Genomic DNA, 15309 nt, shown 5'->3' on the forward strand with positions numbered 1-15309 from the left:
TTCTCACAAGGTCTTTCATGGGGAATGGTTACGCTAGAAACCATTCTCCATGAAAGAGCAGAGCAACCGAAGGGCGGTAGCCAAAAACCTCTCTTATTTTAGTGTCCGTTTTATTGACAGAAGTACCCTACCGCTCTTTCTTTGGTTTAAAGTGCTCACTTCTTATTCACAGCCGCTCTTTCCTTGGCTTGTAGCTCTCTCTTTTAAATTGCTCATCTCCTTGCTCGAAGTGATCACTTCTAAACCAAAAACTGCTCATTCTTCTTCATGGAATCATTTTTCTTTTCACGCAAAAAGGTTAGCCATAATTTGACTTGATTCATTAAAAATCTTTAGTGTCACGCACCACAGATTCGTAACCACTTTGTCTTTTCTTTAATAGTATAAAGGTGAGTAGAAGGAGGAGTCTCAAGTGGAAGTAGTAGTATTTGATCGGGAGTGGATTGAAGAACAGTTTGAAACACTTCCATTATGGCAACAGTCGGCCTATACAGATTTTGCTACCACGATTGCGGATGAAGCGAATACGTTTCCATGTATACCAGCAAGAATGGGCTTTTTATCAAACCATTTGCGCTATAGTTTTATCGGGGATCCACGGGAAGAGCAATCGATTAAAATGTTAGCACAATGCTTAAAGGACTATACGAAAGCATCACGAACTTTCGGGAAGTATACAACTCTTACTGTGTTCTTTCATACCCCTCACGATATGCAAGATAGCTTTGAGGTGGCAGATTATCAGCAGTTATTTTGGTCCATATTAAATAATTTAACCAATTTGGATGAGATGAATTGGCCTGAGGGAATACCAATGGAGCCTACTCACCATGAATGGGAGTTTTGCTTTCATGGTGAACCCTATTTTATCTCTTGTGCAACACCAGCTCATAAATTACGAAAGAGTCGTCATTTTTCCACTTTATTAATGGCCATTCAACCACGTTGGATATTCGATGATATAAACGACACCACAGCCTTTGGGCGAAAAATCAAAAAGCTCATTCGTCAGCGGATTGCAGACTACGACACAGTCCCAGGACATCCAGATTTAAAATGGTATGGGCAAGAAGATAGTTATGAATGGAAACAATACTTCTTAAGTGATGATAACCATAGTCCATCCAAATGTCCTTTTTTAAGGATGTCTCAGGCAAATGGTTCATTACGTAATGTTTTTTTGCCTTTTCACAACAATCCAGGTCGCCACACTGATTAAGACTATAAAGAGCAGGCTCACGTAAAAACCGAGTCTGCTTGTTTTTTCACCTAAAGTTCCAGATACCGTCACAGCAATGAGCAACATCCCCATACCATTCTTTACATGCCCCCACTTTGTTAACTCCATGAGCTTCCAGTAGGTCACTAAAATAAAAAGCCAATTATAGATCAACATTAAACCCGCCGCTGTAATCAAATATTCAAAGATTTTTTCTGGCATCAAAAAACCAATCACAATTGTGATTACTAGGCCACTCGTTAAAAATAAAAGGGCTGGAAAAGGAACTTTCATTTTTCCTTTCTTTGCAAGTACTGCCGGTGCATCATGATCCTCTGCAAGTGTAGTGAGAATGGTGATCACCGCATAAAGCGAGGCCACCATTGTTGAAAAACCAGCAATGATTAGCACACCATTAAATATATCTGCCACATAAGGGATATGGTATCCTTGAAGCGCTGTAATAAAAGGACTTTCATCGATCGAAAAGTCTTTCCACGTAACGAGTGCTAATGCAAGGGCGATGGCCATGATGAAAATAACGGTAATCACGATCAGCATAATTCTCCCCGCTTTTGGCGCCTCTTTTGGATTTTTCAAATCGATGACCATTAAACCCATCACTTCAATTCCTCCGTAGGCATAAAAGGCATAAAGTAATCCGAGCCAAATACCTTTTAGTCCTTGTGAAAAAAATGCTTCATAATTAGCCTGAAGTGAAGCCATTGTAGTAGATGGTGTACCTCTCATGATGATGAACACTGCTACAATAATGAACATAATGATGGCAGCTGCCTTTAAGGCACCGAAGATATTTTGGAAATTTTCAAAGCCCTTCATGCCTGTGAGAATAACAACTAAACCAATAGCAGCATAAATCGAGGCAGCAACCCACAGGGGCAGCGCCGGAAACCAAAATTTCGTAAAAATGCCGAGCGCCATCAGCTGGCTTCCCATGATTAATAGCTCAGAAATTAAGTACACCCAGCCATTGCTAAATCCTGCCCAGCGTCCAAAGGCTTGCTTGGCATAGGTACGAAATGAGCCTTTATCTGGGTTTTCCACAGACATTTTAACAAGTGCATCATACACGATATACGTACAAATGGCCGCTAATAAAAAAGGAATTAATACGGCAGGCCCACTTTTATGAATGGCCATACTTGTCCCAAGAAAAAAGCCAGTGCCCAAAGTACAACCAATACCTAGAAGCGAAAGCTGCCACCAGGCCATACTTCCTTTAGCTGATTTTGAAGTCATTGTTCTCAACCCTTCGTTACGTTCTTACCAATGGCAATGTCATACATCGAATGCCACCACCGCCTTTTTCAAGCTCAGTGACATCAACTTCAAGCAAGTTTTTATTCTTCAGTAGTGGATGCGCCAATAATTGTTGTGGCTTTGCCTGCTTACTTATTATGATAGTTTCTGGATTCAGGTTAATAAAGTTGATGTCTGGAATGGTCTTATACGAGTCAAGCCAGTAAACATCCAAACCATGACGCTTTAAAAATGACTCTACCATATCAAAACGACTGCTTTGAACTGTTAATACCTGAACAGGATAATGGCGTACAAAGCTTTTAGCAACAACCAGATTCGCGTTTACAACATTACAATTCATATCTAAATGCAGCGTATCATTGCTTTTCGGTAAATCAATTACGGCAATTTCAGAAAACCCCTCCTGAAAAATGCTTTCCTTTAAGCTTTCGATAGCTTCTATCGATGTTCTCATTCCAAGATTAATAAGCACAGCATCTTTATTTAAAATTAACAAATCTCCGCATTCGAAGGAATGAAGCGGTTGCAAATTAGCTTTCCATTGTTGTGGAAACCATTTTTCTAATAGTGAATGTGCAAGAGGGTACTCTGGTTTTCTAAGTGAGCTTCCAGCATTTCCAAGTAAAAGTCGATTCCCAATGACACAGGCTAGGTCACGCACAAAATAACGATTAAGCAGCTGTTCACTTAATAGCTGCTGATCATGGGCTAGTTCCCTTGCATAATCAAGTACATGTACCCCTGCGTTTTCGAATGTTGTCTTGAATGCCATGAAATTATCCATTGCCTTCTGATGGTTGACTGCATCACTCCAACCAACCTGCTCTGCTATTGTTAAATCCGTTACATCTACGACGGAAGGTGCACAAAGCATCACCACTTTCAGTTCTCCATGTTCTGACCAACAATTTAGTTGAAATGAATCCATTCAAGTATTCTCTCCTTCTTCACAACAATCTCTGTTAGCGTTACCATTGACTTTAAGATTATACAAGGACCATAATCAAGAAAATTTTCCCAATTAAATGTAGGTATTAAACAATCGTTTTACCTGGTTTGGTGGTCTATTACTGTAAAAAAGATAGAAGGGAGGATGGGGACTTCCTGGTAGTTTCCTGAAATTAGGCAAGGGCTTAAAGAATACTGTTAAAAGGACTAGCCATTACGGATTTACAGTTACTAGGTGGTTTTTCACGTACTAATTGTTACCTTAAAGTCAATTGTACGCCGTTACCGCATTCTTCTATACAAGAGATGGACTCGGTCATTTAGTGATTGATTACAATGAATCAGAGATACGGCAATATTTATCTCTTCTCCATTTACCAAACGATTTAAAAGACCATCGATATATCGCATAATTAATTTAGAGAGAAAACAAGCCGTTCTCTCTCTAATTGTCATGTAAAATATTCTAATTTTGCTTGAGGGAAAAACTTCTGCATGTAACCATACAGATGCTCTTTTATATCTTCCTCTTCCTCTTTTTGATAGATATATTTACCAATGCCGTATTTACCCCATTTATATCGTCTTACCGTCTCGTCGAGCTCTAGCTTTGTCATTGGATAATTTTTTTCAATCACTCGTTTTGCAGGTTTTGTAAAGCGATGTTGAATAAATTCAAAGGTGATGTCATCGCGCACATCCTTTGGCAATTCAGCATCCAATCGCTCAAACATACGATAATAGCCCTCCTGCCAGCCATCATGAAGATAGATTGGGGCAACAATAAATCCGAGTGGGTATCCAGCTCTTGCCACTTTCCCCGCTGCCTCAATGCGCTTTTCCAATGGTGATGTACCTGGCTCAAAGTGCTTAATCACATAATCAGCATTGACACTAAAACGAAACCTTGTACGACCATTATGCTTGGCATCTAATAAATGATCCACATGATGGAATTTTGTTACAAATCGTAACTGACCTAGCTCACTTTGTCCAAAATGCTCAATGGCTCGCTTTAAGGTATGTGTAAGATGATCAATCCCTACAATGTCAGAAGTACAGGATGCCTCAAAGCGAGTGATGTCAGGTGCTCGTTCTGCCATATAGTGATCGGCCTGTTCTAGGATTTCATCGACATTGACATACGTCCGAATATAAGGTTTGCTGCCCATAGTTGTTTGTAAATAGCAATAATGACAATGTCCCATACAGCCAGTCGCAAATGGGATGGCATATTCCGCTGAGGGCTTAGATGTATCAAACTTTAATGTTTTTCGGATACCCACTACTAAGGTCGATTTTGCTACCCGATACTTTTGAAAATCATTGTCTCCAGGAAGGTTTCTCACTTGATTATGGGAAGTGGTATAGCGAATTTCAATTCCCATCTGCTCAAACTTCTCTTTTAGCTCCTGACCTAATAGATACTGGAGGGCATCTGGCTCAAAATAAACAAGCTGAGGGGTAAATGGCTTCATCATGTGAGTCCTCCCTTAATGAAAATACTGGTGATAGGCCTGTTCAGCCGCCATCTCACTTGCAAAAATTACCATATCATTCGTGATTGGATAATAGGTTTCAAATAAAAATAGAGCTAGCTCCTCTGGTTTTTCTGGATGATAAACGACTGCTGCTTCCTGTATATTCGTTACATCTTGAATATGTGGATTGCGGTAAAAAATATAAACAATATCACCCACATCAAATGGTTGTTGCATCTCTTCACCTTCCTCTGCCTTTCCATTAGTTTGGTGAAAGTGTACAAAAAATATGTCATAAAAAATTTAGTTGGTAAAATCCAATATATTTTCGGTTATTTTTTAATAAAATAGCAAGCTAGTGATGGTATAAACAATTATGAGCAAGAAAATTGCCACTGCCTAAGCATTGTAACGTCGTCCTTCAATTTAACCTGCTTTATTCAACTCTCCTGCGTTGAATAGTGGGACGATATCCACTCAAAATCCCCTAACTCTTTTCAGTCCAGTTATAAGGAAAATAAGCCAGAAAAAGTATCAATACTGTGTGATGGTTAAATTTTCTTCAAAAGGTAAAAGGGTGAAACTTTTATGCTGCTCATACGTTTAATTAGGTGTCATGCTAAGTCAATCAAATGGCATGCAGAAGGGTGGAATTTATGAAAAAAATATGGACTTTACTTTTTGCTGCGATACTTATTGTACCGTTATTATTACAGCCGGCAACCGCACAAGCGGCAAAAGCCATCACAATTAATGTGGATGGGGTTCAATTAAAAACCGATCAGCCACCAGCGATGATTCAAGGACGTGTTATGTTGCCACTTAGAGCGATCTTTGAAGCATTGAATGCAAGCGTAAACTGGGACCAAAAGACTCAAACAGTCACAGGGATAAAAGGTGATACAACGGTAGTTCTCAAGATTAAATCAAAGACAGCTACTATTAATAACCAGACAGTAACGCTTGATGTACCAGCACAGGTATTAAAAGGTAGAACAATGGTGCCAGTACGCTTCGTCAGTGAAGCACTTGGTCAGGATGTTGATTGGAACTCGGAAAAGCAGCAAGTATCTATTAAAACTGACAAAGACATCCCAAGTAATAATAGTATTGCTCCAGTGAGCAATGTGTCAGTTCGAGATGTCAATGATCAGGGAGATGGGCGTGATCTTGAGGTTAACTTCTCTAAATCGTCTACAGAATCATACGTAGATCATTATCGGGTTATGGTTGTGAAGGCTTCTAAAAGTTTTAATGTTTCATCAGCTCTGAAAGTCTCCTCTTCTAATTATTCGGTGGTATCGACTTCAAATTCGAATCGTGCCGTAACTTTATCGCAAAGCTCACGAGATGTGGACGGAGACTACATAAAAAATGATCAGTCTTATGTGGTTTATATACTTGCCATTGGCAAAGGTTCTTATTCTAGCGTATTATCAACTTCTTCACCGAAAATTACACTAACAAACATGTCTACTGTTACCGCGGTAACAAATGTGAAGATTAGCGATATTAATGATTTTGGCGATGGACGTGATGTCTCAGTTAGCTTTACTCGTCCACAAAATGATAGCAATACTTCCAATTACCGTGTGTTTATAGTAAAGACCAAGGATGCTAACAATTTTAGTCTTACCACTGCAAATAATTTATCCAGCAATTATTATACAACAGTGGACAAATCGGGAAGCAACGGCAGTACGTTGATAGCAACACTGTCCTCCTCAACACGAGATACTTCAGGTGACTTTATAAAGCATAACGAATCCTACACAGCGTTCGTTATGTCTGTAAGTAATACGAATTCGGGCATGAATAAACTCTCGCCTGCTTCATTATCAGTAACGCTTACTGTATCTACTCCGACTATTACACAAGTAGATGATGTTAATGATTTTGGTGATGGACGCGATTTGAGAGTTAGCTTCAACAAAGTGTCTGATGAATCTAATGTTAACTCTTACCGAATTTTTGTTGTAAGAGCTAACAACTATACGAACTTCACATTGACTAAAGCCAACAGTTTATCTAACACTTATTACACACAAGTGAACAAAACAGGCAACAATATTACTCAGGTACTCTCTGCAGGGGCAAAAGATACTGACGGTTATGCCATTCAAAATGGCGTTAGCTATCGTGTATTTATTATGGCAGTAACTAATAACTCTGCAAATAATGTGCTATCTTCAGCCTCCAATATGATTTCGCTGCTTAGCAACAATGTGGGTGCAGTGTCGAATATTATTGCCAGCGATGTGAGCGACTATGGTAACGGTCGCGACCTCTTTGTGTCATTCAATAAAGCTGTTGATGAGACACCTATTAATCACTATCGAATTATGGTGGTACCAACAGCAAATTACAATAGTTTTAGTCTGACGGATGCTAATAGCATATCCAGCAGCAATTACACGACTATTAACAAAACTGGGAAATCCATATATGAGCAAGCGTTATCTGAAAATACTCGGGATGTACGCGGAAATTCTATTAAAGAAGGTACGAACTACCGTATCTATGTATTGACGGTTGCCAATGGAAATACCATAGGAAACAATGCGCTAACTGCCGCAACATCTACGATTACACTAACTAAAAACTTCACTGTGCAAGCTGTAACTAATCTAAATGTTGCAGATATAGATGATAAAGGGGATGGCCGTGATGTGCAAGTAACATTCACGAAGCCTACGGATGAATCGAATGTTAATCATTATCGGATTCTAATGGTACCAACTGCATATTACAGTAGCTTTAATCTTTCACAAGCTAATAGTAGCTCTTATTACATCACAGAAGGCAAAGGTGGAAATTTAGTAGCAAATAGAACATTGGATGGGATTAGGGATGTACGAGGTAATTTTATTACAGAAGGAACTAGCTATCGCGTCTATGTACTGACTGTTGCAAATGGTAATTCTTCAAATGCCTATGCACTGTCCTCTCCTTCATCTGTGATTACAATTAGTAAAAGCAAAGCTGTTCAGGCAGTAAGCAATATTAATGTAAGCGATGTTGGTGATTATGGAGATGGTCGAGATCTACAGATATCGTTTACAAAACCTTCTGATGAATCAAATATAGATAGCTACCGTATTCTAGTTGTACCCGCATCAAAGGCAAATGACTTTGATCTGAACACAGCTATTAGAGCAACTAATTATACAGGTTGGGGTAAAGGCCAGTATAGTATGAAATTGGGAGCTACTAGTAAAGATACAGACGGTAGACTTATAACGAATGGCGAAGAATATCGCGTATATATATTGTCTGTAGGCAGTGGGAATTCTAAGGAAATCTATAGCTTATCCTACCCATCTTCCTACATTGCTTTGGAAGACCTTTCAGCCTCTGGATCAGTGGAGAAAGTGACACTTAGTATTTTGAATAAGGGATATAAATATAACGATATAAACATTAGCTTTGATGTCAAAAATAGTCAAAGCGTAACGGAGTATAGAGTGTTTATGTTACCTAAGGATAAAGAAGATAGTTTCAAATTGGAGGATGCTATTAAAAGTACACATAGTACTAGAATTTTTCCGAATAGCCTTCCCAACGTTAGCCAAGCGCTAAGCACACCTTTAGATGCATTTGGTAATCAACTTGATTCATCTACAGAATATGTTGCTAAGGTTCTGATTTTGGCGAAAGGAACTTATTCGCTATCAAACACATCCAATAATTCAGTGCAACTCCAGAAATCTCCTGATAATATCAATAATGAGGCGGCCCAAGACCCTCAAATTAATTAATTGGTCCATTATTTTTTATAGCAGGTACTCCCTATGGCGTATACATCACCATAGGGAGTACTTTCTTGTTTTGTAATAATGGATTACTTTTTATGGCTCGTATACTGAACGACAACTTCCTATAGTTCCTTTGTCATCTGTACCTGCTCTGTTGTCACCTTTAATCCTTGCTTCAATAAATAGCTTGTTGCTGGATTGCTCGCTAAGAAATTCACTGTCGTCAAATGGACTTTATCTGTTGTAATACTTGCTAAAAACTGCGGGAGTAAATCTACATTACTATCTTCTAGTATTACCAATTGGTAAAGTAGAATACGTTCCACCTCACCACATTCATTCCACAAGGTTTTGTATAGCATATAGCCCAGTGGTTCATTGCTATCATTATAAAACACCCTTGCTTCTCCCTGCTTTACGCTCTGCCAGCTACACTGCCATGGAACATTTTCCTGATAGAAAGATCGATGTGCTAGCTGCTCTGGGCGAATGGCCACTATTTGAAGGGCTACTGTAGGTATCGCCTTCGCTTCATACTCGCCGCTTAAAAATAGTAATTGATTGGCAACCACATAGCCATATTTTTTATACAAAGCAATGGCTACTTGATTTTCCTTAATCGCTTCTAACGTGCCCAATTCAACATTTTCTCTCTTATAGATAGCTAGGGTTTCCTCCATTAGTAGGCGCGAGACTCCCTTACCACGATACGCTGGAGAAATACCAGTCCCCCCATTCCAAGCTGTTTTTTGGCCGTCGATGGTACGAAAGCCATTCATCACAATGGCAATTGGTTCCTCTTGATCAAAAACGACGATAGAATGCTCAGGAGATAGCCCCTCCCCCACTAGTCGCTGTAAAAACATTTCTGCTGTCATATTAATTTCAATAAAATAACCTTCAAAGCCTTTGTTCCATGCTTTCAATACTTCATCTAATGTGCATTGTGCAACTGTTTTAATCTTCATACTCTCCCTCTTTTCAAATGGAATCTAATGCTGCTAAATTTTCTAAGGTTAGTTTTTTCACAATCTCATAACCTTGTCCTTGACCTTTAGGCTTTATGACAACCGTCCCCATATTCGAAATGATACCCAGCCCCACATCTCTTGGAAAGCTATGACCAATAATTATGTTGTTTATGCCCTCGGGTGGGATGATTTCCAGCATTGTTGTAGAAATCGTTAATATACTGCTTTGCACTACTGTAGGAAGACTGCCACCTAGCATAAAGATTTCAAACAAGAAGGGGTCAATTTGGATATTGCTGTTTGGAAATGCCAAACGTGCTGTTTCAATGGTCCGACAAAAAGGACTGGTAGTGATGGTGGAAAGGATGGGAATTTGCCAATAGCGTAGCATTTGACCATAATAAATTGCCTCCCTACGACCTTGATCTGATAAATTCCGTTGATTTTGACAACTTTGAAATGTACTATATGCTTGATCTACACCAATAGTTGCTGTCCCGTGTCTTGCATATAAAGTGAGCCCACCCCTTCTCAATAACGCTAGGAGACCCTTTTCCATTTTCTTCATCTCCTTCATCATATCACTTTCTACTTTGTAATGTATGTGCTATACATAGAAAAAACTCCCCACAACTTTTTGTAGGAAGCTTTTTTTCTGTTATTTTATTGGAATTCTGACAATAGCAGTCGTTTCTAAATGTTTTGATGAATCAATTGAAATATGACCATTATATTTAGTGATAATTTCTTTGACAATAAATAAGCCTTGTCCTCTTAGTCTACCATTCTCATGTTTTTTCGTTGAAAATCCTTGTTTAAATATTTGATCAGGATTCGCAATATTTGGCCCTGTATTGGTAATTTTAAATTCATACTGTGATTCATCTGCAGTACAGCAAATCTTAATTTTACGTTGTTCCTCAGGTAATTCAACAGCAGCATCAATCGCATTATCAATTAAATTGGATAGAATCTTGATTAAATCTGTCGTTTTAATCCTATTAAAGTCATTTTGAGAAATCGTAAAATCCATATCAATATGATGATTTTGAGCCGTTAATTTCTTCGTTTGCAATAAGATGGACAAACCTGGATGATCAATATTTAATTTTAATGACTTAATCGCTTGAACTTCTTTCGATAGTGAGGATAAATATTGTTTCGCCTGATCTGTTTTTTCTAATTGTAATAAACCATGTAACACTTGAATATGGTTTGTAAAATCATGACGTAGGGACGACACCGAAGTAATCAATGTTTTGATTTCTGCTAGATACGTGTCTTCTGTAGCGCCAACTTCCTTCGCCACCTCTTTTTGATACCATCTTTGTAAAAATAAAAAAGAACCGATGACAATTAAAATAAGTACACCATTAAAAATAAAATTAAATAGGTTGTCTTCAATGACTTTACCCTTAATACCATTTAGCGTATCTGCACTAATGTCAATGCCCAAATACCCGATAATTGTTCCATTATCATCTTTGATGGGTGCACCAACAGATAAATAAGACCCATGTTCAGAATCATGAATTACCTCTGTAACATAGGTTTCACCATTATAGGCCTTTTCTACATGCTTTGCAGGAACAGTACAAACTACTCCAATACCGAAGCCCTCTTTCATTTCTTTTGGCATGCCTGTAATCATGGCTATAGATACTTCAGGATTATCCACCTTTAAAGTGTAAACAAATAGTGCACCTAATTTTATCCTAGCATCGTTTAAATAATTTCTTACTTTCCAATAATAATCATTTTCCTGTGGATTATTTAAAAATCGCTGATAGGCATCCGTATCAATGGATGCAGCAATAGAATGGGCTGCCTCTAAACTTTGATTGGCAATCGACTCTTCAACGGTCTTTTTTATTTTTACATAGGATGTAAAGACGTTTAAACTTGTAAACAAACATAATAAAATCGTTGATAGAATTAATATTAGTTTTATTTTTCTATTTTTCATAAAAAACGGTACTTCCTCATCTATAAATATTCTAGAATATTATTATATTATAATTAACTCTATTTTTTTGTTTGTAAAGCAAACATTGCTTGTATATCCTACATAAATTAAAACACAAAATCAATTTTTATTTTATTCATACCCAAAATTACACACTGTAACAAATAGTTTAATAATCCCTGACAAGAAAGTAAACTAAAAAGGTAAGCAATAATGTTTTATGTCTCATTTCCTAATTTAAATGGAAAATTAAAAGACTAACAAAAAGATCAGGTATCCACTATACCTGATCTTTAATAAAATTACTTATTTTTTTTTTCTGAAGTACGTGTTCGATCCTGGGGCTTTAAAAAGGCAGGCCGTTTACTATAGCCCTTGGGAGAGAGTCGTAATAATGACTTACCAACATCCCCTTTTTCAAAATCTGCACTAAAGTTTACATACGGTACTCCTAAGACTTTCATATTTGTAGTATACAAAAGGATGAAAAACACGGCTATAAAAAAACCAAATAAACCAAAAAACGCCGAAGCCATAATAATGATTAATCGAAAAATACTCATAGCCGTTACAAACGATTGATTGACCAATGTAAATGCAGCGATACTGGAAATGGCAATTACAACAATCATTGAGGGGCTTGTAACACCTGCTTTAATAGCAGCATCTCCAATAATTAGCCCCCCTACCACACTAACTGAGCCACTGACTGCACTTGGAAGACGTAAGTTGGCTTCACGAAACAATTCAAACATAAATAGCATCATTAAAATTTCTAGAATAGTTGGAAAAGGCAATCCCGTTCTCGATTCGACAACTGTTGCAAGTAGTAGAAATGGAAGCTGTTCTTGATGATAAGTTGTCAATGCAAGCCAAAAACCTGGCAGCAGCATACTTATTAATATCCCGACAATTCTGAGTAATCGTTCCATCGAGCTAACAATGATTGGGTACTCATTATCCTCTGCCGATTTAAAGAGCAACATAATATTCGTAGGTGTAATTATAGCATAGGACACACCATCAATCATTAAGAGTATTCTTCCTCTAATTAACGCCTGCATTGCAAAATCAGGTCTACCTGTATAATCATGTCTTGGAAGAATTGTCGCTGTCTTTTCAACTGTTTCCATTAATAAGTCACCATTGATAACAATATCCGTATCAATTTTTTGTAATTGAAGTCGAATTTGTTCCAGCATATCTAAATTTACGATGTCTTCCATATATAAAATGGCTACGGTTGTTTTAGAACGCTTGCCAATTTCTAATGTCTCTACACTAAAAGAATTAGTGGGTAATCGTTTTCTTAATAAAGCAATATTAATAAAAACGTCTTCAATAAAGTCATCTCTAGGTCCCTTTACTACTAGTTCTAATGTTGTTTCCCCTGGCTCTCGATTGGGTCTTTTTGAAATATCACTAGAATAAAGTAATTGATTTTCTTCAAAATACAATAAGACATGTCCTTTATAGACCCTAGTTACCGCATCCTCTTTCGATAAAATCTTTTGTAAATAGGGAATGTGTAAATGCTGTTCGATTTCTTCCTCTAGCATGTCCTCAGTGACATTGCTTAACAAAGATTGAACACGTTGAACAACCACAGTTTGAAGAATTTGCTCATTGACCATTGCATCACAAGTTATCAAATGTACTGTATATTGCTGAAAATTATATTGTTGGAAAATCACATCAGCAGAGCGTTGAAATAGTGATTTCAACATTTTCAAATTAATTTGTTCCATTGATGAAATACTTCTCATCTCCTACTGAGCCAGCTCAAGATTAGTACATTTATGAAAACAATCACATTCAATAAATACACTTAAGCATATTTTTCCCATGGTTGTTCAAAATATTCAAAGAAACAAATGTTGTGACGACTATTTAAATTGTCCTGAACTAATCATTTTCTTTAGATTTGCCATCTCAATTGCAGACATTGCCGCATCATAGCCTTTATTACCAGATTTCGTTCCTGCACGTTCAATTGCCTGTTCAATATTTTCGGTAGTAACAATTCCAAAAATAACAGGTACATTCGTTGACAATGACACATTGGCAATGCCTTTTGCAGATTCATTACAAACATAGTCATAGTGTGTTGTAGAGCCACGAATAACAGTACCTAAACCAATAATGGCATCATATTTCTTTGTTTCTGCCAGTTGTTTTGCCATAAAAGGAACTTCAAAAGCCCCTGGTACCCATGCAACATCAATAAATGCAGGATCAACCCCATGACGAGTTAAACCATCCATTGCCCCATCCAATAATTTGCTAGTAATGAACTCATTAAAACGACCCACTACTACTGCAATTTTCAAATCCGTTCCAATTAATTGTGCTTCAAATGTTTGACCCATTGTTTTTTCTCCTTTTTACATAGAAATTTTAGATTTATTAGTGGATAATTGTTTACGATATGCAACCAATGCTTCTATCGATATCATTTTTAAGCCATGATGTGCAGCGAACTTTGTCAGTTCTTCAAACCGAAGCATGTGCCCATCATCCCCCATAATTTCGCAAATAACACCTGCTGGTACACTATCACAAAGCTTCGCTAGATCAATCGTCGCCTCTGTGTGCCCTCTCCGTTGCAGCACTCCTTGCTCTTTCGCAATCAACGGAAAAATATGGCCTGGTCGACGAAAATCAGTCGGCTTAGCTTGCTTTTCTATCATCCTTTGTATCGTTAGCGCACGCTCAAAGGCGCTAATCCCTGTCGTTGTTTCTACATGGTCGATGCTTATCGTAAATGCGGTTTGATGGTTATCCGTATTGTGCTGAACCATTGGATATAAATCTAGCTGTTGTGCAAGCTGCTGCGAAATCGGCGTACAAATTAAACCTCTACCATTGGTTGCCATAAAGTTGATTGTTGCTGGTGTGATGAATTCAGCGAGTGCCAGAAGATCTCCTTCATTTTCTCGATCCTCATCATCAACCACCACAATCATATTGCCGTGCCTTAAATCCTCTATGGCTTCTTCAATTGAATGTAGCACGATGATCAACTCCTATTCTATGATTTAAAAACCATGTTGTGCTAAATAATCTCTTGTAATAGCTGGCGTTGTTTGCCCTTTTTTTAATTGCCCTATAATGTATTTTCCGACTAAATCGGTTTCGATATTAACGATTGCTCCAACCCTCTTCAAACCTAAAACGGTTTCTTTGTAAGTATGAGGAATGAGCGAAATCGTGACACTATTGGCTTCAACATGAAAAAGGGTTAAGCTTGTGCCATCAATTGTTATGGAACCCTTTGGAATACAAAAGTTGGTTAGTTCCTCAGACATTTCGATATCAATATAAACGGCGTTTGCCACTGGACGTTTTCGCAAAATTTTGCCGACTCCATCAACATGACCAGCAACAAAATGACCTCCAAATCGTCCATTAGCAGGCATGGCCCGCTCCAAATTAACAGAATCACCTATTGCCAGCTGCTGTAAATTTGTTGCTTTGACTGTTTCAGGCATAACATCCATCGTAAGCTGCTGTTGTGTGAAATGTGTCACCGTTAAACAAACTCCATTGACCGCTATACTGTCACCAAGCTTGACATCCTCCGTTATCTTGGCTGATTGAATCGTAATTTTCATACTGTTCCGATCGCTTTGCACGGCTTTTATGATACCAATATCCTCTACAAGTCCAGTAAACATTCCATCAC

General features: G+C 37.9%; 13 protein-coding genes. 2 read left to right on the plus strand and 11 right to left on the minus strand.

The genetic code is table 11. The features are described from left to right. Window positions 1–412 precede the first annotated feature (412 nt). Entirely contained in the window at window positions 413–1219 is an 807-nt protein-coding gene (locus RCJ95_RS02665; RefSeq protein ID WP_446721861.1) for a YqcI/YcgG family protein, read from the plus strand. On the opposite strand, the gene RCJ95_RS02670 is transcribed toward RCJ95_RS02665, so the two are convergent. The 4 genes from RCJ95_RS02670 to RCJ95_RS02685 all read right to left on the minus strand — a co-directional run bounded on the left by RCJ95_RS02670 (window position 1166) and on the right by RCJ95_RS02685 (window position 5169). Next, entirely contained in the window at window positions 1166–2479 is a 1314-nt protein-coding gene (locus RCJ95_RS02670; protein ID WP_274772421.1) for an amino acid permease, read from the minus strand. The genes RCJ95_RS02665 and RCJ95_RS02670 overlap by 54 nt on opposite strands. A gap of 16 nt (window positions 2480–2495) precedes the next feature. Beyond that, window positions 2496–3431 carry an arginine deiminase family protein gene (locus tag RCJ95_RS02675; protein WP_446721862.1) on the minus strand — a complete coding sequence of 312 codons (936 nt, stop codon included), beginning with the start codon at window positions 3429–3431 and terminating at the stop codon, window positions 2496–2498. 472 nt (window positions 3432–3903) lie between these two features. Continuing rightward, window positions 3904–4932, minus strand: coding sequence for a spore photoproduct lyase (splB, locus tag RCJ95_RS02680; protein WP_446721863.1), 1029 nt, complete (start codon window positions 4930–4932; stop codon window positions 3904–3906). 12 nt (window positions 4933–4944) lie between these two features. Continuing rightward, window positions 4945–5169 (minus strand): transcriptional regulator SplA domain-containing protein, encoded by a 225-nt coding sequence (locus RCJ95_RS02685; protein ID WP_004232790.1) that lies wholly within the window; start codon window positions 5167–5169, stop codon window positions 4945–4947. 419 nt (window positions 5170–5588) lie between these two features. Here RCJ95_RS02685 and RCJ95_RS02690 point away from each other — a divergent pair, with 419 nt between their 5' ends. After that, a complete protein-coding gene (locus RCJ95_RS02690; protein ID WP_446721864.1) occupies window positions 5589–8690 on the plus strand; it encodes a stalk domain-containing protein in 3102 nt (1033 codons plus the stop codon). 119 nt (window positions 8691–8809) lie between these two features. Here the strand turns inward: RCJ95_RS02690 and RCJ95_RS02695 are convergent, their stop codons facing one another. The 7 genes from RCJ95_RS02695 to ribE all read right to left on the minus strand — a co-directional run bounded on the left by RCJ95_RS02695 (window position 8810) and on the right by ribE (window position 15301). After that, window positions 8810–9655, minus strand: coding sequence for a GNAT family N-acetyltransferase (locus RCJ95_RS02695; RefSeq protein WP_446721865.1), 846 nt, complete (start codon window positions 9653–9655; stop codon window positions 8810–8812). A 13-nt stretch (window positions 9656–9668) separates the two neighbouring features. After that, window positions 9669–10217, minus strand: coding sequence for a histidine phosphatase family protein (locus RCJ95_RS02700; protein ID WP_257521743.1), 549 nt, complete (start codon window positions 10215–10217; stop codon window positions 9669–9671). A gap of 99 nt (window positions 10218–10316) precedes the next feature. Next, on the minus strand, window positions 10317–11624 hold the full coding sequence (locus tag RCJ95_RS02705; protein WP_274772410.1) for an ATP-binding protein: 1308 nt from the start codon (window positions 11622–11624) through the stop codon (window positions 10317–10319). A gap of 302 nt (window positions 11625–11926) precedes the next feature. Next, a complete protein-coding gene (locus tag RCJ95_RS02710; RefSeq protein ID WP_257521741.1) occupies window positions 11927–13372 on the minus strand; it encodes a spore germination protein in 1446 nt (481 codons plus the stop codon). A 138-nt stretch (window positions 13373–13510) separates the two neighbouring features. Then, window positions 13511–13993, minus strand: a complete 483-nt coding sequence (gene ribH / locus RCJ95_RS02715; protein ID WP_274772407.1) for a 6,7-dimethyl-8-ribityllumazine synthase — start codon at window positions 13991–13993, stop codon at window positions 13511–13513. 15 nt (window positions 13994–14008) lie between these two features. Next, window positions 14009–14638: a 3,4-dihydroxy-2-butanone-4-phosphate synthase gene (gene ribB, locus RCJ95_RS02720; protein WP_446721866.1), complete on the minus strand. Its 630-nt coding sequence runs from the start codon at window positions 14636–14638 to the stop codon at window positions 14009–14011. Between the two features lie 24 nt (window positions 14639–14662). Further along, window positions 14663–15301 carry a riboflavin synthase gene (gene ribE / locus RCJ95_RS02725; RefSeq protein ID WP_004232779.1) on the minus strand — a complete coding sequence of 213 codons (639 nt, stop codon included), beginning with the start codon at window positions 15299–15301 and terminating at the stop codon, window positions 14663–14665. Between the last annotated feature and the right edge of the window lie 8 nt (window positions 15302–15309).

It is taken from the genome of Lysinibacillus sp. BSL11 (assembly GCF_052928325.1).